Here is a 22,657-nt window from a genome sequence, read left to right as displayed (position 1 = left end):
TAGATATGAGGGGGAGGATGAAGATTAAAAAGTGGGGGGCAAGCATCTTAATAGCAGGATGCCTATTGACGGCAACAGCTTGCGATTCAACTCAACCAAAGAAAGAACTAAAGACTGTAAAAATTGCTGAATCTTTTATGTCAATATTGGATTTACCAACCGTGAAAAATAAAACAATCTCTTATACAAGTCAACAAGAAGTATTTAACATGGGGTATAATAACAATACCTTTAAAATTGGAGAATACTATAATACAAACAAAAAAGTGTATATATACGTTTTAACATTAGAAGATCATCCATTATCTGAGGAGAATAAAAAACAAGGCGTTATATCAGAGAAAATCATTCGAATTTCAGTAGGTGCAAAACCGAATAAAGATACAAATATGTATACTTTTTCAGCGATATCGCCTCTTTTTGAAGAACACCTGAAATATGACTTTGAGGGTAAAAGCTACTATTTATTTCAAACGGAAACACCTTGTAAAGCAGATGACTTTAGGATAGAAGTTTTTTTAGTAAATAAGGAGCAGCAGGGGCAGTCTAAGTCGGGTGAGCAAACATATCGCGCTATTATAAACGCAAAAGCATCCGTTTTATATGAATAACAGTAAAATTATATAAGTTACAAACATAACCAGCACTACAAGTAGAGTGCTGGTTATATTGGCTGTTATACAGCTACTTCATCTGATTTTATGAGTTTAGAATATTTAGAGTCCTCGCTGTTTCCGGAAGCTTTTACAATTTCATACAACTCTTCTTGTGCCGCTTCAATAGTGTCAAATGTTTCAAAGAACTTTACGCGGATTTCATTTACATATTCCCTTCCTTCATATTTTTCGTACAGCTTGATTTTAATATTATCGTCCATCACTTCGGCAATGGTATACTTTGCTTTTAGTTCATCAAAAAAGTAGAAATGATAGGTTTCCAATGGTCGAAGACCTTCGTTATCTACAATAGTTTGAAAGGTATTTTTATTAGTCAACACAATATATTTTCCCATATCTGCACACTCCCCATTTTATTAGTAGTACGACAGGTATTTTGTATACCAATTTTCTATTTATAGTGTAGTACATAAACTATATTTAATCAATATTATTTTCTGAATTTTTAATAAAATAAGAAAGGGACAATGGTATGTAAAATATTTCCTTGGTAAATAATCTAACAACAGTGTTTACTTTCTAAAAAAATCCAATTATAATCTAAATAAAATTTTGAATTTTATAAAAATTTAAATTGGAGGGGTATGTATGCCGAAGGTACGCTTGCATGTAGAAGGAGAAATGATTGAACAAGAAGTACGTGAAAATGCGAATTTAGTAGTATTGGCGGGTATCCGGCAATTTCCTAAACTGAAATACGGATGTGGAATGGGAAAATGTACAAAGTGTGCATGCAAGGTAATAGAAGGAAATGAGCACCTTGATCCGCCAAACTGGAAGGAACAAAAAATGCTTGGTGAAAAGTTGGAAGAAAACATTCGTTTATGCTGTCAGTTAACAATCAAACATGATATTGTCATTTCACAAGACAATGTGCTTGCTGGGAAGTCAAAAGCTTCAAAACAGGTACAAGCATAATGATTTTTTGTTATTACATTAGGTATACAAAATACCCTATGAATTACTCATCATGATAGTAGTGGGATACAACTGGAAAAAACCATGAAAGCGGATACATATTATGAAAGGAGGTGAAACAGTGAAAGCATACTTATTGCCCGAGATGACTTGGGAAGAAGTAAAGGACGCTCTTCAAACAGTTAAAATTGCCATTATTCCAATCGGAGCGCATGAGCAGCACGGTCCCCATATGGTCGAAAGCTGTGATGCGGTACTGGCTGAAAAGATGGCTGGCAAATTGGCAGAAAAAATGTACCCTCATGTAATAGTGACACCTACTGTAAATATGGGAGTATCACATCATCATTTAAATTTCCCAGGAACCATTGCACTGAAACCATCCACTCTTATTGCTATCTTAAAAGATATAATTGTCTCACTTCAGCATCATGGAATCCACAAATTTTTATTTTTAAATTCGCACGGCGGCAATCAGTCGACATTAAACGTTGCCTGTACAACGCTGACAGAAGAACTTGCAGCAGAAATTTATTACGCCAAAACCACAGCATCGGCTAAACTAGCAATCTCACAATCTATCCACTCTTCTTTGTTCGGTCACAGCTGTGAGCGGGAAGTATCAGAAGCACTCTACTTAGCGCCGCATTTAATTCGACCAAATAAAATTACAAAAGGAGATATCCAACCGGGAGGCAGATGGAAGCAGCTTCGGCCAGGCGAGGCTATTCAAGGATTTTATCGATACGAAGAAATGACAATTAACGGCTGTATTGGGGATGCAACAAAGGCAAGTATTGAAACAGGGGAACAAATCGTAGAAGAAGCGCTTGACAATCTTTCAACCGAACTCTATAAGCTATTGCATCTAGAAACAGAATGTAAATATCTATAAAAGAGAGGATGAAGTTTTGTGGAATTAACTGCTGCTCATTGGTTATATGCTGTTGTGACGCTTGTTATTATTGTGACTATGTTATTTCGAAAAGGGGTTGTACTGCCTACATTGGCAGGAACCTTTCTTGTAGCCGCCGTGTATAAAGGCTCAATCATTTCTGGATTTCAAGCTATGTTTAATGCAAACTTGGTTGCTGCAAAGGAATTGTTTACTATTTTCTTGATTATTACATTTATGGTTAGCTTACTGCAATCGCTCAAAGACATTGGAGCAGATGAAAAAATGATTGCACCGATGCAAAAAGTAATGAAAAACGGACATATTTCCTTTCTTGTGTTGATGGTGGTTACATACGTAATCTCCCTGTTTTTCTGGCCAACGCCAGCAGTTCCGCTTATTTGTGCATTACTAGTGCCCGTAGCCATCCGTGCGGGATTGCCTCCGATGCTGTGCGCTATTACGGTCTCGATTGCCGGACAAGGTATGGCACTATCTTCAGATTATATTATGCAGATTGCACCAATGCTTACTGCAAAATCTGCTGGTATTCCAACAGCATCTGTAGCAGATAAAGCGATGATTTTGTCTTTAATTACAGGGGGAGTGGCAATTACCACTGTATATTTGACAATGCGAAAAACGATACAAAAGCCTGATAGCGATACATTACAGCAACAGTTGCAAATGATGAACAATTCGTCTCAAGGAGAAATAGCAGCAACGACAGAAACGGCAAACAGCCCAGAGCGTGAAAAATGGGGGAAAGTTTTTGCGGTGTTAGTTCCACTTTCGCTTCTTGCAGTCATTTTATTTATGTTTTCCACAAAAATCGGCGGAAAATCAGGAGGATTTGAAGGAGGAGACGGTGCTGCCTTTATAGGCGGGGTAGCAACTATGCTGTTAATTTTAGCATGTGTATCCTTTAAACGGTTGCAAGCTTTGGATAAAATCAGTGATCATCTTACAGAAGGCTTTGTATTTGCGTTCCGGGCAATGGGACCAGTTATTCCAATTGCGGGATTCTTTTTTCTTGGAAACAGCGATTTTACACCATCCATCTTATCTCTTGGAGAAGATGCAGCAAAGCCGGCTTTCTTATTTGATTTAATCCAAGCAGCGCAAGCCCATATTCCGCAAAATTCAGTGCTTGCTTCATTTAGTGTACTCTTAGTGGGAATAATTACAGGGTTAGACGGATCAGGGTTTTCTGGTTTACCACTCGTAGGAGCATTATCGGGTGCAATGTCATCTAGCGTTGGCGTAGATTCGGGAACGTTGGGAGCTATCGGACAAATGGGGGCTATTTGGACAGGTGGCGGAACTATCATTGCTTGGTCATCCTTAGTAGCCGTTGCTGGTTTTTGTGGTGTTTCAGTCTTGGATCTTGCTAGGAAAAACTTTTTTCCTGTACTCCTTGGTATGATTGTCTCTACCATTATTGCCATTGTTATATGGTAGAGCGTATTTATTAAATTTTAGAAAAGTTAGAAAATTTAATAAAAATATATTTACAAACAAAAAATGATAGGTTACTATAAAGTCAGTTGGTATACCAAATGCAATTTATAGGGAAATAACCTCATTTTGATGAGAGTTATGTATATTAAGAAGTGTTTGGTATACATTGTTTTGATAATCAATAATACTACATATACAAAGTAGAGGAGGAGTTTGGATGACTAGATTATTATCCAAAGATGAGTTTCGTAAAGAGTTAGAGGAAGCGATTAAAGGAAATCACAGCCAAAAGGCGCCATTTACTATTGCGTGGGCTGAAGGGAAGCTAGAGCGTAAGCATTTCGCACGCTGGGCTGAAAATCATTACCATTATGTGGGACCTTTTGCAGATTACTTGGCGTATATCTATCATAACACTCCAAATTTACCACAGTATGAAGATGCAAAGGATTTCACTTTACAAAATATGTACGAGGAAGAAATTGCAGGCGATCGTCATACAGATTTATTAATTCGTTTTGCAGAAGCTTGTGGTACTACTCGTGAACGGGTAATAAACCCTGAAAATATGGCTGCGACTACATTAGGTCTGCAAAGCTGGTGTTACGCAGTGGCAGCACGTGAAAATTTCGTAGTTGCAACGGCTGCATTGGTAGTAGGACTGGAGTCTCAAGTACCAGACATTTATCGTAAACAAACGCCAGCGCTGCGTGAAAAATACGGTTTCACAGATGAAGAAATTGAATTTTTCGACCTTCATATCGTTTCCGATGAAATTCATGGCGAGCGCGGTTACAAAATCGTGCTTGACCACGCTGACACTCCGGAGCTGCAGCAGCGTTGCTTAGAGGTTGTCCGCACAGGAGCGAAAATGCGCCGCATGTACATGGATGGTTTATGGAGAGAGTATCTTGAGCAGGATCTTGGTGCTTTAGTGCAAGCATAATCAAAAGAGCACGAGTTTTATATGAAAACAAAAGTGGCAGTTTCCTAATTTAGGGAACTGCCATCTTATTAAGAAAGGATGATACAGTTGCTAACTACTAAAGTAGAAACCTATAAAAATTACATAGATGGAAAGTGGGTAGATTCACAAGCTGGTGCAACTTTTCAAAGTGTGAACCCTGCCAATAAAGATGATATTGTCGGGGGATTTCAGGCGTCATCTAAGCAAGACGTGAAGGATGCGATTGAAGCGGCAAGTCGGGCTTTTCCTGCTTGGGCACAGGCTTCTCCTTCAAAGCGTGCTGCAATTTTGAATAAAGCGGCAGCTCTTCTCGAACAAAATGTGGATCAACTGGCAGAAGAATTAACACGAGAGGAAGGAAAAATTATAGGTGCTGCCAAGCAGGAGGTGCTTCGTTCAGCTGAAACGCTTCGTTACTATGCTATCGAAGGGCAAAGCTTTACAGGAGAGACCTTCCCAAATGATGATCCAAATATGAAAGTAACAACAGAGCGAGAACCGCTCGGAGTTATTACCGTTATTACTCCTTGGAACTTTCCTTTATCCATTCCAGCACGAAAAATCGCTCCAGCTCTTATTACGGGTAATACAGTTGTCTTTAAGCCTTCCTCAGATACACCATTAATTGCCTACCGCCTTGTCGAAGCACTGCATAAGGCAGGTATTCCAAAAGGTGTTATCAATTTCATTACAGGTAGTTCATCTGATATAGGAGATAGTTTAGTTAATCACCCTGCAGTTCGGGCAGTGACATTTACAGGTTCTACTAGTGCTGGGGAGCATATTCATAAAAACACGTCATTTACCACAAGAACACAAATGGAGCTTGGTGGGAAAAATCCTTTAATTGTAATGGACGATGCAGATATAGATTTGGCAGCTGACTTGACAGTAAACGGGGGATTTAATCTTACAGGTCAAGCATGTACCGGTACGAGTCGTGTCCTTGTTATGAAAGGGCTAAAAGAACGTTACGTTCAAAAGTTAATAGAAAAAACAAGTGCATTAAAAATCGGTGACGGCTTTGAAAATGGAGTCATAATTGGTCCGTTGGCAAATGAAAAGCAGTTGAAAAACGTGCTCAAGTATATTGAAATCGGCAAAGAAGAGGGAGCAACCCTTGTATATGGGGGAAGACAGCTTGCGTACGGCAAATACGAAAAAGGCTACTATGTGGAACCGGCTATTTTTACGAATGTAACAGCGGATATGCGGATTGCCAAAGAAGAAATTTTTGGTCCTGTCGTAGCTGTGATTGAAGTGGAGAGCTATGAAGAAGCTATCACAATTGCTAACAATGTAGAGTATGGACTATCTGCAGCAATTGTTACAAATAATTTGAAGATTGCTCACCGATTTACGAAAGATATTCAAGCGGGAACAGTCAAAGTGAATCGCACGACAACAGGCAATTTGATGAATGCTCCGTTTGGAGGCTTGAAGCGTTCGAGCACGTCGACTTTCCGTGAGTCTGGTAGAGTAGGCTTAGAATTCTTTACACAAGTCAAAACAGTCTATATTGGTTGCTAAGGGGGAGATAGTATGAAGCAAGTACTGAAATTAGAGCTAGAAGAGGCAAAAGCAATGATAGAAGCAGCAAAGAAAAAATCCGAGGAAATCAATGTACTAGAAACCATCGCAATTGTGGATGACGGAGGATATGTTATTGCACTTGAACGCATGAACGGCGCCCGCATTACAGGACCGGAGATTGCGATTGCAAAAGCCTTTACAGCAGCAGGGCATAAACGTTCTACTCATTTATTTAATAAAGAACCGAATGGACCAGCATTACCGGGAAATGAAGCATTCGGCATTCAGCACATGCTAAATGGAAAATTTGCTGTGTTTGTAGGAGGATTTCCGATTGTTGTGAATGGCGAGGTGATTGGAGGTATTGGCATCAGCGGAGGAAATGGTGAACAGGACACCGCAGTGGGTACTGCTGCCCTGCAGGCTTTGCAAGAACTCCTTGTGAAAGAAGGATATGAAGTAGTAACGGATGCAGATATTAAAAAATAATACTATTTGGGCGGTTAGGAGTGGAACCTATACCGCCTTTTGTACTCCTAATAAAAACTTATTATAATAGAAAGAAATAGATTTACTTTTTACGGAATTTTGTTACACTTTTAAACAATAGGCAAGATATGAGAAGCAGGTGATAGAGATGGATATGGAATGGACAGAAACAAATTTGCTGTCTGTTCGTGAACATGCGTACAGATATTTAAAAGAAATGATTTTAGAAGGGCATTATAAGCCAGGGGATCGTTTGATTGAGCGTGAGCTCGCTGTCAAATTGAATATTAGCCGTACACCGATCCGTGAAGCATTGTTCCGTTTGGAATCGCAAGGGTTTGTGAAAACGGTTCCCCGAAAAGGTGTTATCGTTTCTAATATTTCTGATCAAGACATTATGGAAGTATTTACGATTTTATCTTCTTTAGAGGTGCTGGCAGCAAAGCTGGCTGCTCAAAGAATGACAGACGAAATTCAACAAGAATTCGATCAAAAAATTGAAGAGCTTCTTCATATTGAAGGAAACTCTGACGATGACTTTGAAAATGAGCATATTGAAATGAACCTTTTATTATATAAAGCGGCCAAAAGTCCTAAGTTGTTTGAAATTTTATCCGGCTTAACGGACTATATTCATATGTCTGCTAATATGGGCTATGAAACTCCGGGACGACGGAAGGAATCATTGCGTGAGCATATTGAAATTATGAAGGCTGTGCGTAACAAAGAAATAGAAATGGCAGAGTACTTAACACGAATACATATCGAAAATTCCAGACGTGCATACATGAACTACATAGAAAAGCGAAAAGAGAAGACAAAATAAAAACAAGCTGGGGATAATAATCCACAGCTTGTTTAACTGTAACGAGTTAAAACTGTGGGAAGTGGTGCAAATAGTACGAGAACGGTGCAAATATCGCGAGAAGTGATGCAAATAGTACGAGAATAGTGCAAATATCACGAAAACGGTGCAAATAGTGTGGGAAGTGGTGCAAATAGTACGAGAACGGTGCAAAAACCGTGAGAAGTAATGCAAATCTCTAAAAAGTAGTGTAACTACTTCTGGAATAAATGAAATTCGCGTATGTAACTTCTTAATTTTAGTTCTCTAAGCAGGAATGAGCTGCTTTTTACAGAATATCCACTTCATTAAGAATGAGGAGTTGGTAAAATGATAAAAAAGAGCGAAAAAACCGTTGAAGATTCAAAAGTTAGAAGCGTTGCTGAGAAGACTGCCGCCATCTCACCCCAAACGCCCTCTTATTGAGGAAGAGCTTGCAAAAAGCAGGGCCGGTTATCGAGGCGAGCAGTCACTTGACTATCATTTAAGTTTTCTTCCAGAAAAAAGATACCTCATTTTTCATGATCTTCGCTTGTCCGATTCACTTCATTTCTTCCAGGTCTATTGCCACTAATATTCTCAATTCTATGAATCTAAAACATTCAGGTTCAAATAAAGGAAGGACGTATGAGCTTCCTATTGACTGTTAGTCTGATCATAAGATCAGCCTTCTTAAATAGAAAAAACTATTCTCACACTCCAACTACAATCGGAGAAGTTACACTTTTTAAGATTTTGCAAATGCTCATCGCCACAATGTATCCAGACTTTGGATTGTCTGCAGATGGGGTATTTTGCACTTTTACTTCTACTTCTCCGAAATATCCCTTCACAATAATGTGATGTGTATTGTGCGTTATATCAGGATCTACGTATACCTGCACTTGTGTTCTTTCGAATCCGATACCAGCTAAGCTTAAAGCAGCAGAAACATTTGAACTTTCCGGAAAGAGCTTTGAGGATTCTCTAGCGATACCGTCATAAATGCAAAAAGGTTCTGTCAATGTATCTAAATCTACTTGTTCTTCAGCAATTGTGCCGCGCCAGGCACTCGGAGGTTTTCTTGTCACAAGCCTCACTTCATCCACCTCATTGAACATTGAGGCAGCGACGCGATCTAAGCCGGCAATGGCAGCCGAAGGAATGATGAGTTTTTTATTATAAATCTTTGCTGCAGCTTCTAGTTCGTGTAGTAGTGAATCATCTGCAAGAGCACCTACAGAAACGATGATAAAATCACTTCCGGAAGAAAGGGCTGCTTTTCCGTATGCATATACAGCTTCATGGCCTGCGGCTTCAATGATAATATCTAACCCTAATCCAAAAAATGTGTCTTCATGTTCATAAAAGAAACCAGAGGCAAGGTGTTCATGCTTATTTTTGTCGCGGACGAGAATAGCTTCTAGTGTAACATCTCCGGCTTTTCCTTCTTGTATATACTTTGCGACATCTTTTCCGATAGCTCCGTATCCAATTAATCCAACTTTGAGCATATGTAGCACCTCTCTTTATTTTTTGAATAGTAAAATATATTTGGTATACATAAAATTATACAAGGCAGGTATGAAAAAACAAATAGAGTAATATAAATTAAGCAAAATCAATCTATTTTCTATAAAAATATATTGTCAGAAAATTTAAAATATGGTATATTGTATACCAAAGAAGTTCAGAGGAGGATTTAATATATGCCGAAACTCAATTTTGCTACCAGTGGAAAAGTGTTAGAAGTACCGGAGAACTCAAATATTTTACGTATGTCTCTTCGCTATGACGGAGAACTTCCGAACCGCTGCGGAGGGGGCGTTTGCGGATCATGCGTTTGTAAAATTGAAGAAGGTACTGTAGATAAGGTTAAAGTACAGGAACGCCGAAAGCTTGGCGATGAGTGGTTAAACAAAGGATATCGTTTAGGCTGTCAAACATTTGTGGTAGAGGATGATGTTACCATTTCCTGGGATGAAAAAGTCACAACAGAAGTGAAAAAGAGAAAGCTTGATCATCCGAAAAAGAAAGTGATTACCGCGCAGTAACCAATATTCTAAATAGGGGTGAAGTGTATGTGGGTATGCGATAAACATATGAAGGACGGTTTAAAGGTATTAGAATTACCTCATATTCGCAAGGCTCCAACAGGTGTAACATGTTCATTTTGCAATGAGGCTGCTGCGGTACGTATGTACTTTGCTCATAAGCCTGCCCCAAGAAAGAAAAAATCTTGCGGCAATTGTGTAAAATGTACTTGCCTTGTGGCAAACTAACAGAAAACTAAAGGAATGATTATATGAAACAATTTAATATCTTTATCGCCTTTTTTCGTAGCAGTATGCTCGGATACGGGGGCGGACCCTCAACCATTCCTTTAGTACATAAAGAAGTGGTTGAGCGATTTAAGTGGATGAATGACGAAGAATTTGGTGATGTACTCGCTATTGGAAATACATTGCCAGGTCCGATTAATACAAAAATGGCCGGCTATATCGGCTACCGAGTGGGCGGCATGATTGGGATGATAAATGCTGTCGTGGCTACAACGTTGCCTACGATTATTTTAATGGTCATCTTACTCACTACTTTAATTACATTTAAAGATTTAAAATGGGTGCAGGGCATGACGAAAGCGATCGTCCCTGTTGTTGGAGTAATGCTTGGTGTGCTCACATGGCAATTTGTGCAAAGCTCTGTTAAAGGATTGAAATGGCCAGTTACAATTGTTCACCTTATTTTAGGCATTGTTGTAATTGAATATTTTCATGTACATCCTGGTTTTGTGATTGGAGCGCTTCTACTATTTGCACTAACAAAGCCCGCCAAGGCGGGAGATGGAAAGAAGAAAGTGAAAGGACTATCAGCGTGATGATATATTGGAATATATTTTGGGCGTTTTTTGTTGCTAATATTTTAGGATATGGTGGTGGGCCCTCGACCATTCCGTTAATTCAAAAAGAAGTAGTGGGGCGAGGCTGGCTTACTAACCAAGAATTCAACGAGGCGCTTGCCATGGGAAACTCGCTACCGGGCCCGATTGCCACAAAAATGGCTGGCTATATCGGTTTCCATGAAGGTGGTGTATTTGGTTCCTTTTTGGCAGTATTCGCAACAGTTGCACCATCTCTTATCCTTATGCTGACGTTGATGGGAATTCTGTATAAATATCGCCACTCTATGCAAGTCAAACGAATGACTTTGTATGTTAAGCCGACAATTGCAGTATTACTTGGCATCATGGCTTTTCGGTCCTTTCAAGACACCTATCTTCAAATCGGGATTGGACAGTTACTCTTTTTGGGAATTATCAGTTACATATTAATGGAAAAAGTAAAAATACACCCTGCGTTTGTGGTATTTGGGGCACTTGTATATGGAGGGCTGAATTTATAAGCTAGGGGATATGTCCTTTGGCTTATTTTCATGTGGAGAGAAGGACATAGGAGAAAATGGAGCTATAATGTATGCCAGTGAATTGTAAAAATGAGGTGGTGCAGCAAAGTATTGAGCTATACGAAAATAAAACTGAGCGCACCAAAGAAAAAGGTTGCTGCGCTCAGTAACTTACTATTGTGGTGCTACGTTTGCTCTGTTTTTCATTCGTTCCACCATTTTGGAGAAGAATTGGATTACAGGTCCAATAGTAAATGTGATAACTAAAGTTCCAAGATTAATTGGTCCATGCAATAGGAATGCAAAGATAAGAGCGGCAAGCTCGCCTAATGTTTTAGCGGTCATTAAGCTGACATTGAACCTTGCTTTTAATGCCACCATAAATGTATCGATAGGATTGAGCATAGGCATTTTTGCATGTATATAAAGGGATACTCCAAAGCCGATAATGATAATTCCTACAATTAGGATCATCCAGCGCTGTACAATGTCTTGCGGATTCCAATCAGCAAACACCTGAAGCAGCCAAAAATCGACCAGCACGCCGATAAGTATAAAAGTGATAGCCGCAAGAAATTGGGGTTTTTCACGTAATAAATAGGCGTTAATAAACAGCAATATCGATTGATTAATAATCATCCATGTTCCGACTGTTAATCCGAATGTGTTCGATTCTCCAACAGCTAAAGCATCCCACGCTCCTAATCCTACATTTGCTTTTATAGTTAAACTGATGCCGAATGTTATAAAGATAATTCCTATCATGAATAGGAAAATTCTGCTACTTTTCATTTGATGTCTCTCCTCTTGATGTCGTATCAATCCATTATAAAGGAAATAGGACAAAATTACTGTGCAAAGCAAAAAATTATTACTTTTTTAAACTCTATTTATTTATCGCTATACTTATAAGATTAAGCTAAATTTCCCAATTAAATTTAATAATAATCTGAATTTTGAAAAAAAGACCTTATTTTCCCAAGTTTATCGTACTATTATTTCTTATAAATATTCGTATTATTTTTTTGAAAATAGGAATATAGCAAAGGAATTTGATTATTAAAATGATCAATCTTATGCAAGTTTGATTTCATTTTTTAATATTCTATTGGAAATTTTCCCAATTGTAGGGGGTGTAATCTTTCTTATACACTACTAACAGGAAGTTTTTTATCGAAATTTTCAAAAAAATAAAGAGGGATTACATGAAAACATCAAAGAATCGGGTATTGGGGAAAGTCGTCAAAGGTTCTGCCGTAGCGGTTGTTTCTATGGGAATATTATTTCCACCGTTTCAAAGCGGGTTCATACCTGCCACAGCCGCTAAAAGTATATCAGCTGAACAAATTTTGTCTTCTCTAACAAAAGAACAGCGAGAGGCACTTACTCAACTGCAGGTGGCAGATGAACGCCAGGGACTGCAAGGGTTTGAAGAAAATGATTTAAAGAGTGATAAAGAAATATCTGTTATTGTTGAGTTTAAGTCCAAACCTGGAAAGGCTGCAGTGCTTGATGCTGCTTGGAAAGGCAAGTCATTGACAGAGGCGCAAGCGAAAAAGAAGATAGAGGAAGAGCACACCGCATTTCAAAATGATGTAAAGAAGATTCTGCCAACTTCTCAAAAAAGCAAAAAATCCGAGCATAGCATCACGCGTGTTTATAAAACGGCATACAACGGCGTTTCTATGAAACTACCTGCTAACGAAGTAGAGAAGCTTCTTCAATCAGCCGTGGTAAAAGCCCTGTATAAAAACGTGACCGTGACTGTTGAACCGTCTCCAAAGACAGACTCTGCTACGGAACAGGGCTCTCCCAACATGATGGAAAGTGTACCGTGTCTCGGGATTGATAAGCTCCATAAGGAAGGATATACCGAAAAAGGGGTCAAAGTAGCTGTTATTGATACGGGTATTGATTACAATCATCCAGATTTAAAAGAGGCTTTTAAAGGCGGATATGATTTTGTTGATAATGATTCTGATCCGATGGAAACGACATATGAGGACTGGGAAAAATCTGGACAGCCTAAATTTAATGAATATGGAGTTCCATTTTATACAAGCCACGGCACTCATGTTTCAGGGACTGTTGCAGGACAAGGAGAAAATTCTGACGGCCTGTCAGTAACAGGAGTTGCTCCTGATGCAAACTTGTATGTATATCGTGTATTAGGTCCATAAGGGTCTGGCAGCCTGGGAGATGTTATAGCCGGAGTCGAGCAAGCGCGTCACTTTTATAAATAGATATGGGCGACAATTATATGACTATTATGTTGAGACGAAACAATATGAAAAAGCTGTGGAAATCTCTAATTTGTTTATGGATGCGGTAGGATCAAGATAATATAAAAAACGAGTGACTTTTTATAAGGTACACTCGTTTTTTATATTATTTTCCTAGTATGTGAGGTTTCAATGGAAGCAGTTGCTCTGCAATTGTGTTAATATCTTCGTCCCCTACATTTGCCTCTTGTAAAGAAGTTACTAAATTTTCTACAACTGCATCCCACTGTTCCTCTTGTAAGTTCAAGCCTTCATGCGCTTTTTCCATTGAACGTCCTGTATATTGCGGCCCTCCTAATGCATAGGAGATAAATGCAGTTTGATGGCGGCGCTGAGCTTCCATATCTGTATTTGCAAAAAAGTGATTAATTCTGTCATCGGCTAGCACCTTTTTATAAAAGCTGTCCACAACTTGTGAGACTGCTTCTTTTCCGCCGAGTTTGTCATACAATGTTCCCATATTTACATTCACTCCTTTTTTTCATTCTTTGCTAATTATGCCAAAATAAATCAAGCATAAACAAATTATGTACTACAATATTATTTTAAACATTGAGATATAAAATCCTTTTTTCTTAAACTTGAAAATCTCTGTTAGAGAAAGTTTATATTATTTACTGCATATTTTTTATTAAATTTATAGTTTATAAGAGATAATATTTTGAATTTTTAGAATTTAACATTATAATAAATAGAAAGATATGGAAGGAGAGGGTGCTATTTTAAAAGATAAACAGTGTGTTGATATGGGAGATTGCTTAGTTTAATAGAAGAATTATATTATTAATTAATGTATGGAAGGTATAGAGAGGAATTTTTTAGCACTCAGTTTGGTGTTAGTAGCAACGAATCTGAGAAGTAAAAAAAGAGACTTTCTTCCAAAAGAAAGTCTCAAGTATATGGTAAAGCATCCTTTTTTGACTCGGGGTTATACATATCAAGCAAGTTAGGTCGCAATATATATATGACGAAAAAAGGAGCTTTATGCCTATGAAAACATTATTTTCTAGTTTAGTATTGTAAGACAAGCTCATACTTGTCCTATGCAATGAAGACAATGAAGTAGATTATAAAAGGAGGAGAAGCTATGAAGAACGTAGTGATTGTGTCTGCTGTTCGTTCTCCGATTGGAACATTTGGAGGAGCATTTAAAAGCCTGACCCCAACAGATTTAATGGTACCGGTGCTGCAGGAGGCTGTGAAGCGCGCTGGTATTGAAACCAATGATGTAAATGAAATTATTTTAGGACATTGTATCCAGCGTACTGATGAGCCGAATACTGCACGCACATCTGCTTTGCTTGCAGGGTTCCCTCATACAACAACAGGTTACACCATCCAGCGTCAATGCGCATCCGGCATGCAGACCATCATCAGTGCTGCTATGCAAATTCAACTCGGTGTCAGTGATGTTGTGATTGCCGGCGGAGTGGAAGCAATGAGTTCAAGTCCTTATGTTCTCAAACAACATCGCTGGGGTAACCGCTTACAGCATGGTCAAATCACAGATACGGTTTGGGAAATATTAGAAGATCCTATTCATCATATCATGATGGGCGAAACAGCCGAAAACCTCGTTGAAAAATATAAAATCACCAGAGAAGAGCAAGACCAAGCAGCCCTCCTTAGCCATCAAAGAGCACTTCATGCCATCGAATCCGGTTACTTCGAATCACAAATTGTCCCAATTACAGTCAAGGAACGGAAAAAAGAAACAGTGATCTCTAAAGATGAGAATCCAAGAGCTGATTTAACATACGAAAAGCTTTCGGGTCTAAAACCAGCTTTCCGTAAAAACGGCAGCGTCACAGCAGGAAATGCATCCAGCTTAAATGATGGGAGCGCAGCATTGGTTCTCATGAGCGAAGAAAAAGCAAGAGAAAAAGGAGTAAAGCCTCTTGCCAGAATCGCAGGCTACTCTGTAGCGGGTGTCGATCCGTTATATATGGGTATTGGTCCTGTTCCAGCTATCCAAAAGGGACTCCAAAATGTAGGATGGACTTTACATGATGCAGATTTATTGGAAGTAAATGAAGCATTTGCAGCTCAATATTTAGCTGTAGAAAAACAGTTAGGGTTAAATCGCGAGAAGGTGAATGTGAACGGAAGCGGCATTAGCTTAGGGCATCCGATTGGATGTACGGGAGCACGAATTACGGTGAGTCTTGTTCATGAACTGCAGCGCCGAGGCTTGGAGAAGGGCATTGCATCTCTTTGTGTAGGCGGAGGCATGGGGGTAGGAGTGTTTGTTGAAAGCTTATAATAGTGTTGAGAAAGAACCGTATTTTTCAGTGCGGTTCTTTTTCTTTATGTATAAGTGTCTCTCAGTTTGTTTTAGGGGAAAATGTAAAAATTATCCTTTTTCAAATCAGCTGACTTTTTACCATTATCATAAGAGTATGCCAACAAATATTTAAAAATATAGGATCAAACCGCAACCAAAAAAAGAGACAGCTGGTTGTAAAAACCTGACTGTTTCAAATAAGGAAGACGGCTATCCTAATGGAAGTTGTACTTTATCCCTATAAGGGCTCCGTATCAGTAGTTGCTTACCCTTTCCACTCCCGTTTCAACACACTGTAAATCACAATATCATGAAAATGGTCATACAGCCATTCTCCGTCGCGAATGATGCCTTCTTGAGTAAAGCCGAGACGCTTAGGAATAGCACGGCTTTTTTTATTTTCCTTCCCGCAGCGGATTTCAATACGATTCAGATCCCATCTATTAAAGGCGTAGTCTATCAGTGCTTTTACGCAGCGTGTCATAATGCCTTTTCCTTGTACTTGTTCAATTAGGTAATATCCGATACTAGTTTGTTTAAGCTTCCGGTTAATACCATGCAGTCCAATCATACCGACAAACCTCCCGTTATAACGGATGGCTGCATTGAAACCGTTATTTTCGGCAAACTGCTGAAGCCACATCGGTAAGATGAGGTCATAGTCGCTTGCTGTTTTCATATCATCTACCCATGGAAGCCATTCGCGAAGATACTCGCGATTTTCATCAATCATAGTAAATAGTTCTACCGCATCGTTTGCTTCTAACAGCTGCAAAGAGATTTCATCATCAATCCGAAGTAGAAACATATAAATCCCTCTTTCATAATTTTGAATATTAAATCATTATATCATACAGAAAACAAAAATATGATAAAGAAGCAGTTCCGTATAAACGTATACCCTGTCCAAGAGTGATAAAGCTGCATACCGTATAACAGACATAAGGAAAGGAAGAAGCTTGATGAAGCTTGCGGCAGCTTGTTTCAATTTTTTGATGATAGTTGTTGTACATGCGGTATTTTTTCTGGCACTTGGTTGGGTAACACATTCCTTGTATTGGATAACGATGGTCGAGCGAATATACGTAGGTATGCTCTTTTTAATAGGAGTACTGGAAGGGCATGTTTTTCGTCAAAGAATAAAATACGGAGCAATTGGAGCGTTTTTAGCTTTTTTTCTATGGTGTATTCAGGAAGAGTCTATCTTGTCTGCTATAATAAGCAGCTGTATTTTTACTGGTTGTATGTTGTTTGGCAGCTTCATATATATGCTGCTGTTTATGCCAATGAAAATACGAAAATAAGAATATAAAAAGCTGTTTTTAAGAAGGGAGAAATGCTTACACGAGCGAATAAAGATATAAATAGAAAATTCACATCAGGGGAGGAATTTCAAATGAATTTTAAATATTGGTTAAATGTTGATAAAACTGGAAAATTAGGAACGTTGCATTCCTCACTTTGCTCGTTTCGATTGTTGCAGGAAACACCATTTAAAGGAATAGAACGAAATAAAATAGATGGAGGCTGGTTCTCTTTCCAAAGCACATTCCAAGCAAAGGAATGGCTTCCAAAGAATTTTCCTCATTATCAGTATCAAGAATGCAGTCATTGTATACACTCATAAAAAGCGGCGATGCAGTCCAAAGAAAATAAAGAAACAGCAGGAACAATGCCTGCTGTTTCTTTATTGAGAAAGCACAACGCTTCCAAACGCTGCAATACTAAGCGTGTTTGTATGGTTAATAATATGCTCTTGACCAAACAGCACAGTCCATTCCTGATTGGTTGACAGAGTTACAGATGCAGCTTGCCGATTGGTATTATGCGCAACAAAGAGCTGTTTATTGTTCTGTTCATCACGAATACTATATGCAAGTACGCCGTCTGGAGCTGCAATAAACTGTAGGCATTGCCGTATCTTATCAGCTGTCTGCAGGCGGAAAGCAGGCTCAGTTTTTCGAAGTGCGATTAATCTTCGAACATAGTCTACTTCCTCTTGAAATGCCGCGCAGCGAACCCAATCGAGCTGATTAATTTTTGTTGAGGATTTATAACTGTTTTCGTCTCCACCTTTTGTACGCATAAATTCCTGTCCTGCATGCAAGAAGGCAATGCCTTGGGAAGTTAGCACGATTGCTGTGCAAAGCTTATGCATCTTTTTTATGGTTTCGACAGTATCATTAGGGTTCGTGATTAAGAGCTTGTCCCACAGAGTATGATTGTCATGTGCTTCTACATACGTAACGGCTTGATTCGGTTCATCGGCAAAGGAATGAATTGTATCGGAATAGCGGATAGCTCCTGCAATACCGGATTGAACATCGATAAGAGCTTTCGGATTGCCATTTACAAGGCCTAAAACTTCATGATAGAAAACACTTCCTTTTAATCCGTCACGAATCACGTCATTGAAATGGGCGATGCGGGGCATTTTCTGAGCATTTTTTTGATTTGCTTTTGATTCGCTGCAAAGTTCTGTTGCCAAATCCCAGCCTTCCCCGATGATTAAAATAGATGGGTCGATTTTATCAAGTTCTGCACGAATTTCGTTCATTGTATCTACATCATGCAGACCCATCAAATCAAAGCGGAAGCCATCCAAGTTGTATTCTGATGCCCAATATTTTACGGAATCGATGATGAATTTTCGAACCATATGCCGTTCAGAAGCAACGTCATTTCCGCATGCAGAGCCGTTTGAGAGTGTTTGTTCATCTTTGTAGCGGAAGTAGTAGCCGGGCACCAGCTTCATAAAATTCATACGGTACGCATCATACACATGATTGTATACTACATCCATCACTACTCGAAGACCGTTGTCATGGAGAGTTTGTATCGTTTGCTTCAGCTCCATAATACGGGAAATAGGATTATATGGATCTGTAGAATAGGATCCTTCTGGCGCATTGTAATTTTTCGGGTCATATCCCCAGTTATATTGTTCTTTTTCTAGACATGTTTCATCTACGCTGTCTGTACTGTAATCAAATATAGGCAGCAGCTGTACATGTGTTACACCTAAAGATTTGATGTGATCAATTCCTGTGGGGATTTCATTTGGTCCTGTTGTACCGACTTCAGTCAAGGCTAAAAACTTCCCTTTATGGCACATCCCGCTCTCAGGATGCATGGACAAATCACGTACATGGAGTTCATAGAGAATAGCATCTGTCGGTTCTGTGAAATGTGGTTTATCCTTCATCCAATGTTTCGGATGTGTTGTTTCCAAATTAAGAATATAGCCTCTGTCACCATTGACACCAACAGCCTTTGCATATGGGTCAGCAGCTTCATTCCACTCTGAGCCGATTTTAACTTTGTATGTATAGTATAATCCTTCTAGGTCTTCATATAAAACCAGTGTCCATGTTCCTTTTTCTGCCCTTGTCATAACATGCTCTGAGCTTGCCTCATCATCCCATTTCTTATACAGCACGACTTTCGCTTCACTTGCAGTCGGTGCCCATAGTCGAAACTTTGTTTTTTCTTTTTCATACGTAATACCAAGAGTTCCTTCGTAATAAAATGTTTCATCAAACTCTTTAGAATGTACCGACAATCCATCAACGACAGCAGGGTCGCCGAAAGAAATTGTATAGTTAATGTCACGTTGTACCGCCATCTTAATTCCCTCACTTTTATGAAATCGTATTCATATATATTGTAACATAATGTTTATCCTCATATCGAAAAGCGGTTGTTTGTTTACAACAATTATGCCAAGTGGTAGTATAAAGCAGTTAATATATACATGTGAGGGAGAGCAGAATGAAGTCTACAAAGAATCCTGCATCAGTGATGAATCGCATCGGGGCAAATATAATAGAGATGTTTATCATTTCGCTTCTATACGGAATGATTACGGCTTTAGTATCAGGAAATTACAAGGCATTGCTTGCTCGTTTTGAATCAAGCACAGGGGATTATCATATTGATATAACAATTGTAATTATCCTTATGGCTGTATACTTCGTTATCGTTCCTTTGCTATGGAATGGGTTCACAGCAGGTAAGTTTTTGCTGCGTACACGGGTAACAAAAAGTAACGGCGAAAATGCAGGGATAAAGGAGCTTATCATTCGCTTCTTCGTACTGTTGCTGCCAAATGTAATTTTGCTTGGAATTCCTGCAATTGTTAATGTATACGTTATTGCAACCCGCAAGGATAAAAAAGGATATCATGATCTGCTGGCAAACACAGTGGTTGTAAGCTTATAAAAAATCTGTCCCTCACTTTGGGACAGATTTTTTCATTTAGTAATAGTAAAGTATGAACTATGTATATTCAAAAAACAGGGCATATAAAATTGGAGGATTTGATTCCTTATGTGCTTCTTTCAAACGGACAGAGATTATATTTTATTTTTCGAAAAAAAATTTCAGATTTTGCAGATGTTTGAGAGAACCAAGTTTTTTACATTGAATACTATGATATTGTAAAGAATCACCCCAAGAGGAGGTGTCGATATGGATAAATTTATGAAATTTTTCCTTGCGGCTTTCGTAGGCTGGATGTGGACTATGGCTGCCGATGTAATTGTTGAATCTCTTAATACTTTCTTAGGCTTCTTCTCTGTGACATCCTTTAAAGGCTTTGTGAGCTTCCTTGGCTTCTTCGTATCTTTTGTAGGTTGGTTTTCAATAGCATTTTTTGGATTCTTGTTCCTTAAGAATGCTTGGGAAACCTTCAAGAGCTAATTAGCTAGCGGAAAATAGTAAGCGTTTACATTCTTAAAAGATAAAAGGAGAGCGTAGTTCTTAGCTCTCCTCTTTATTATAAATTATTGCATTTGCTGTATAAATGTTTCTAAGCGGTTGCAGGCCTCTATCAAAGTTTCCATGCTGTACGCGTAGGATAAGCGAATATAGCCTTCTCCGTATTCAGAAAATGCTGTACCCGGTACGACAGCCACACCTGCTTCTTGGACAAGCTTCATCGCAAAATCAAAGGAATTCATGCCAAACTGTCCGATATAAGGAAATATATAAAATGCTCCTGTTGGTTTTTCTACTGTCAACCCCATGCTTTGCAGGCGGTGATAAAGGTAATCCCTTCGTTTTTTATATTGGTGACGCATCAAACGCGGTGCATCTTTCGCCATAGTGAGTGCTTCAATTCCAGCGTATTGTGAAATTGAAGAGGCGCATGTGACGTTATATTGATGTACCTTGAGCATTTCTTTTGTAATATAGGCAGGGGCGAACAAAAAACCAATGCGCCAGCCTGTCATTGAATGAGATTTAGACAGGCCGTTAATCACGATTGTTTTATCACGCATAGAAGGGAATGATGCAATAGAAGTATGGGTTCCTTCGTATACTAATTCGCTGTAAATTTCATCTGATAATACGAAAATATCTTTGTCTTGCAGCACCGATATAATTTCCTGGAGCTCTTCTGAAGACAACGATACTCCTGTTGGATTAGAAGGGTATGGTAATACAACACAACGTGTACGGTCTGTAATAGCTTTTTGCAATGCATCTGCGGTCAGGCGAAATCCTGTATCACGAACATCTACATACACTGGAGTAGCGCCGCACAGCTTAATGATAGGTTCATAACCTGGGTAAATGGGGGCAGGTAAAATAACCTCTGTCCCCTCTTCTAAAATGGTACGGAAGGCGATGTCGATTGCTTCGCTGGCTCCGGTTGTTACAATCACTTCGTTTGCTGGATCATATGATAAGCGATAACGGTCGTTTACGAACGAGCAAGCTGCTTGACGCAGTTCAAGAAAGCCTGCGTTATGAGTGTAGCTTGTAACATTTTCAGTAATAGCACGCTTCCCAGCCTCTTTCACAAGAGAGGGGGTAGGAAAATCTGGTTGTCCGATTGTAAGTGAAACAAGGTTATCATATTTTTGAATCATATTGAAGAACTGGCGAATACCTGAGATTTGAATGTTTTTGACATGAGAATTCAATAAGTGCTCCATATGTTTTTTCCTTTCCGTTCACAATTTGGGTATATTGTATCACATGTGACAAATGTGTTGTGAAAATTTTTGTATATTCAATTTATATTACATGACTATAGTATTGATCAAAATGGTGAATAAGGTATGAGTTGTAAGTGGAATTTTCAATTAAATCCATACAAAGGGTCCTCTTAGGAAAAGAAGATGGAAAATCTTCAATTCGCTTTGTGTTACATGCATTGCAAAGATACACAGAGTATGTTCATGATTCAGGAGTTTGTAGTTAAACAGTTACATAGTTTGCTTCCGAATTTGCTGTTTCGGCATATGCTATAGAAAAGAGAGTGGGGATTCTCTTGCGAAAACATGACAGAGAAAAATATGAATTGGAGCATGAAGCGTTGTCTCTATTTTTACAATTATATAATAGGACGCACAGAAATTGTCTTTCTAAAACAGAAAAGAGAGAAATGCCGGATTTTTTATTACGGGATCAATGCGGCAATCAGTATGGACTTGAAGTAGCGCACTTATTCACAGATCATCTTCAAGCAATGCGTTTGTTCGGGAGAGAAGGAAAGAAAACGTCAGGGCGGCGCCAGCGGGAGACGGTCCTTGAAAAGCTAAATGCACAGTTAAAAAAGAAATATGAAAAATGGCAAAACTATAATATCTCTTTTCCATGTCATTTGTTAATCCGGATCTTTTCCAAAGAATTGACGGCGGCTACGATTGCACATAAGCAGCTTTATACAGCACATAACCCTTATGATAAAATATGGCTTCTTGTTCATTCTAGCAACGAACAAGAGGAGTGGGTTCTTATAGAAATAGGGTGAAAATTCGAAAAGACAAGTATATCCGCTGCTATACAGAAGTGTGAAAGCAGACTATATTATAACATGGGGGAAAATATTCCGAAGGAACCTTGCACGGATATACATAGATGAACGTAGTGCAGGCTGTTTCAATAAGCGATGAATAAAGGAAGTTTTGTAAAAA

Annotated in this window: 26 protein-coding genes and 1 pseudogene; 20 read left to right on the top strand and 7 right to left on the bottom strand. The window is 38.8% G+C overall.

The window, feature by feature from the left end:
* Positions 1-17: 17 nt before the first annotated feature.
* Positions 18-611, top strand: coding sequence for a hypothetical protein (locus tag J7Q84_RS11905; RefSeq protein WP_209094773.1), 594 nt, complete (start codon positions 18-20; stop codon positions 609-611).
* Positions 612-676: 65 nt separating this feature from the next.
* On the opposite strand, the gene J7Q84_RS11900 is transcribed toward J7Q84_RS11905, so the two are convergent.
* Positions 677-1,012 (bottom strand): hypothetical protein, encoded by a 336-nt coding sequence (locus tag J7Q84_RS11900; protein WP_209094772.1) that lies wholly within the window; start codon positions 1,010-1,012, stop codon positions 677-679.
* 253 nt (positions 1,013-1,265) lie between these two features.
* Between J7Q84_RS11900 and J7Q84_RS11895 the strand changes: the two genes are divergently transcribed.
* The 8 genes and pseudogenes from J7Q84_RS11895 to J7Q84_RS18760 all read left to right on the top strand — a co-directional run.
* Positions 1,266-1,595 carry a 2Fe-2S iron-sulfur cluster-binding protein gene (locus tag J7Q84_RS11895; RefSeq protein ID WP_209094771.1) on the top strand — a complete coding sequence of 110 codons (330 nt, stop codon included), beginning with the start codon at positions 1,266-1,268 and terminating at the stop codon, positions 1,593-1,595.
* A 121-nt stretch (positions 1,596-1,716) separates the two neighbouring features.
* On the top strand, positions 1,717-2,490 hold the full coding sequence (locus J7Q84_RS11890; RefSeq protein ID WP_209094770.1) for a creatininase family protein: 774 nt from the start codon (positions 1,717-1,719) through the stop codon (positions 2,488-2,490).
* Positions 2,491-2,508: 18 nt separating this feature from the next.
* Complete coding sequence (locus J7Q84_RS11885; RefSeq protein WP_209094769.1) at positions 2,509-3,951, top strand: hypothetical protein; 1,443 nt, start codon at positions 2,509-2,511, stop codon at positions 3,949-3,951.
* Between the two features lie 217 nt (positions 3,952-4,168).
* Positions 4,169-4,897: an iron-containing redox enzyme family protein gene (locus J7Q84_RS11880; RefSeq protein WP_209094768.1), complete on the top strand. Its 729-nt coding sequence runs from the start codon at positions 4,169-4,171 to the stop codon at positions 4,895-4,897.
* 78 nt (positions 4,898-4,975) lie between these two features.
* Positions 4,976-6,448: an aldehyde dehydrogenase family protein gene (locus J7Q84_RS11875; RefSeq protein WP_209094767.1), complete on the top strand. Its 1,473-nt coding sequence runs from the start codon at positions 4,976-4,978 to the stop codon at positions 6,446-6,448.
* 12 nt (positions 6,449-6,460) lie between these two features.
* Positions 6,461-6,940: a GlcG/HbpS family heme-binding protein gene (locus J7Q84_RS11870; protein WP_209094766.1), complete on the top strand. Its 480-nt coding sequence runs from the start codon at positions 6,461-6,463 to the stop codon at positions 6,938-6,940.
* Positions 6,941-7,088: 148 nt separating this feature from the next.
* Positions 7,089-7,766, top strand: coding sequence for a GntR family transcriptional regulator (locus J7Q84_RS11865; protein WP_209094765.1), 678 nt, complete (start codon positions 7,089-7,091; stop codon positions 7,764-7,766).
* Positions 7,767-8,139: 373 nt separating this feature from the next.
* Positions 8,140-8,346 (top strand): annotated as a pseudogene (locus tag J7Q84_RS18760) (nuclease-related domain-containing protein); the annotation flags it as partial.
* A 130-nt stretch (positions 8,347-8,476) separates the two neighbouring features.
* Here the strand turns inward: J7Q84_RS18760 and J7Q84_RS11860 are convergent.
* Positions 8,477-9,277, bottom strand: coding sequence for an aspartate dehydrogenase (locus J7Q84_RS11860; protein ID WP_209094764.1), 801 nt, complete (start codon positions 9,275-9,277; stop codon positions 8,477-8,479).
* A 195-nt stretch (positions 9,278-9,472) separates the two neighbouring features.
* On the opposite strand from J7Q84_RS11860, the gene J7Q84_RS11855 reads away from it, so the two are divergent.
* Genes J7Q84_RS11855 through J7Q84_RS11840 form a run of 4 tightly spaced genes read left to right on the top strand, consistent with a single transcriptional unit; the run spans position 9,473 to position 11,165 of the window.
* Positions 9,473-9,817: a 2Fe-2S iron-sulfur cluster-binding protein gene (locus J7Q84_RS11855; RefSeq protein WP_209094763.1), complete on the top strand. Its 345-nt coding sequence runs from the start codon at positions 9,473-9,475 to the stop codon at positions 9,815-9,817.
* A 27-nt stretch (positions 9,818-9,844) separates the two neighbouring features.
* Entirely contained in the window at positions 9,845-10,045 is a 201-nt protein-coding gene (locus J7Q84_RS11850; RefSeq protein ID WP_209094762.1) for a hypothetical protein, read from the top strand.
* Between the two features lie 23 nt (positions 10,046-10,068).
* The gene (locus J7Q84_RS11845) at positions 10,069-10,641 is read left to right on the top strand and encodes a chromate transporter (protein WP_209094761.1); all 573 of its coding nucleotides are present in this window, start codon (positions 10,069-10,071) and stop codon (positions 10,639-10,641) included.
* Entirely contained in the window at positions 10,641-11,165 is a 525-nt protein-coding gene (locus tag J7Q84_RS11840; protein WP_209094793.1) for a chromate transporter, read from the top strand. The genes J7Q84_RS11845 and J7Q84_RS11840 overlap by 1 nt, the downstream gene beginning before the upstream one ends.
* 174 nt (positions 11,166-11,339) lie before the next feature.
* Here the strand turns inward: J7Q84_RS11840 and J7Q84_RS11835 are convergent, their stop codons facing one another.
* Complete coding sequence (locus J7Q84_RS11835) at positions 11,340-11,957, bottom strand: YczE/YyaS/YitT family protein (protein WP_209094760.1); 618 nt, start codon at positions 11,955-11,957, stop codon at positions 11,340-11,342.
* Between the two features lie 413 nt (positions 11,958-12,370).
* Between J7Q84_RS11835 and J7Q84_RS11830 the strand changes: the two genes are divergently transcribed.
* On the top strand, positions 12,371-13,345 hold the full coding sequence (locus tag J7Q84_RS11830) for a S8 family serine peptidase (protein WP_209094759.1): 975 nt from the start codon (positions 12,371-12,373) through the stop codon (positions 13,343-13,345).
* 208 nt (positions 13,346-13,553) lie between these two features.
* Here the strand turns inward: J7Q84_RS11830 and J7Q84_RS11825 are convergent, their stop codons facing one another.
* Positions 13,554-13,907 carry a group I truncated hemoglobin gene (locus J7Q84_RS11825; RefSeq protein WP_209094758.1) on the bottom strand — a complete coding sequence of 118 codons (354 nt, stop codon included), beginning with the start codon at positions 13,905-13,907 and terminating at the stop codon, positions 13,554-13,556.
* Between the two features lie 627 nt (positions 13,908-14,534).
* Here J7Q84_RS11825 and J7Q84_RS11820 point away from each other — a divergent pair.
* Positions 14,535-15,710, top strand: a complete 1,176-nt coding sequence (locus J7Q84_RS11820; protein ID WP_209094757.1) for a thiolase family protein — start codon at positions 14,535-14,537, stop codon at positions 15,708-15,710.
* Between the two features lie 286 nt (positions 15,711-15,996).
* Here the strand turns inward: J7Q84_RS11820 and J7Q84_RS11815 are convergent, their stop codons facing one another.
* Entirely contained in the window at positions 15,997-16,539 is a 543-nt protein-coding gene (locus J7Q84_RS11815) for a GNAT family N-acetyltransferase (RefSeq protein WP_209094756.1), read from the bottom strand.
* Between the two features lie 154 nt (positions 16,540-16,693).
* Here J7Q84_RS11815 and J7Q84_RS11810 point away from each other — a divergent pair, with 154 nt between their 5' ends.
* Both J7Q84_RS11810 and J7Q84_RS11805 read left to right on the top strand, forming a co-directional pair.
* A complete protein-coding gene (locus J7Q84_RS11810; protein WP_209094755.1) occupies positions 16,694-17,035 on the top strand; it encodes a hypothetical protein in 342 nt (113 codons plus the stop codon).
* A gap of 92 nt (positions 17,036-17,127) precedes the next feature.
* Positions 17,128-17,358 (top strand): BTB/POZ domain-containing protein, encoded by a 231-nt coding sequence (locus J7Q84_RS11805; protein WP_209094754.1) that lies wholly within the window; start codon positions 17,128-17,130, stop codon positions 17,356-17,358.
* Positions 17,359-17,418: 60 nt separating this feature from the next.
* Here J7Q84_RS11805 and pulA read toward each other — a convergent pair whose 3' ends face one another.
* On the bottom strand, positions 17,419-19,356 hold the full coding sequence (gene pulA, locus J7Q84_RS11800) for a type I pullulanase (RefSeq protein WP_209094753.1): 1,938 nt from the start codon (positions 19,354-19,356) through the stop codon (positions 17,419-17,421).
* 146 nt (positions 19,357-19,502) lie between these two features.
* Between pulA and J7Q84_RS11795 the strand changes: the two genes are divergently transcribed.
* Both J7Q84_RS11795 and J7Q84_RS11790 read left to right on the top strand, forming a co-directional pair.
* The gene (locus J7Q84_RS11795) at positions 19,503-19,952 is read left to right on the top strand and encodes an RDD family protein (RefSeq protein WP_209094752.1); all 450 of its coding nucleotides are present in this window, start codon (positions 19,503-19,505) and stop codon (positions 19,950-19,952) included.
* A gap of 249 nt (positions 19,953-20,201) precedes the next feature.
* Positions 20,202-20,432 carry a hypothetical protein gene (locus tag J7Q84_RS11790; RefSeq protein ID WP_209094751.1) on the top strand — a complete coding sequence of 77 codons (231 nt, stop codon included), beginning with the start codon at positions 20,202-20,204 and terminating at the stop codon, positions 20,430-20,432.
* Positions 20,433-20,515: 83 nt separating this feature from the next.
* On the opposite strand, the gene J7Q84_RS11785 is transcribed toward J7Q84_RS11790, so the two are convergent.
* Positions 20,516-21,673, bottom strand: a complete 1,158-nt coding sequence (locus tag J7Q84_RS11785; protein WP_209094750.1) for an aminotransferase A — start codon at positions 21,671-21,673, stop codon at positions 20,516-20,518.
* A 338-nt stretch (positions 21,674-22,011) separates the two neighbouring features.
* On the opposite strand from J7Q84_RS11785, the gene J7Q84_RS11780 reads away from it, so the two are divergent.
* A complete protein-coding gene (locus J7Q84_RS11780) occupies positions 22,012-22,494 on the top strand; it encodes a hypothetical protein (RefSeq protein WP_209094749.1) in 483 nt (160 codons plus the stop codon).
* Positions 22,495-22,657: the final 163 nt, after the last annotated feature.

The organism is Bacillus sp. 165 (assembly GCF_017742235.1).
Classification (GTDB): domain Bacteria; phylum Bacillota; class Bacilli; order Bacillales; family Bacillaceae_G; genus JAGHKQ01.
Note: the sequence above shows the minus strand (reverse complement) of the source record. Positions and strands in the feature narration are given on the sequence as shown.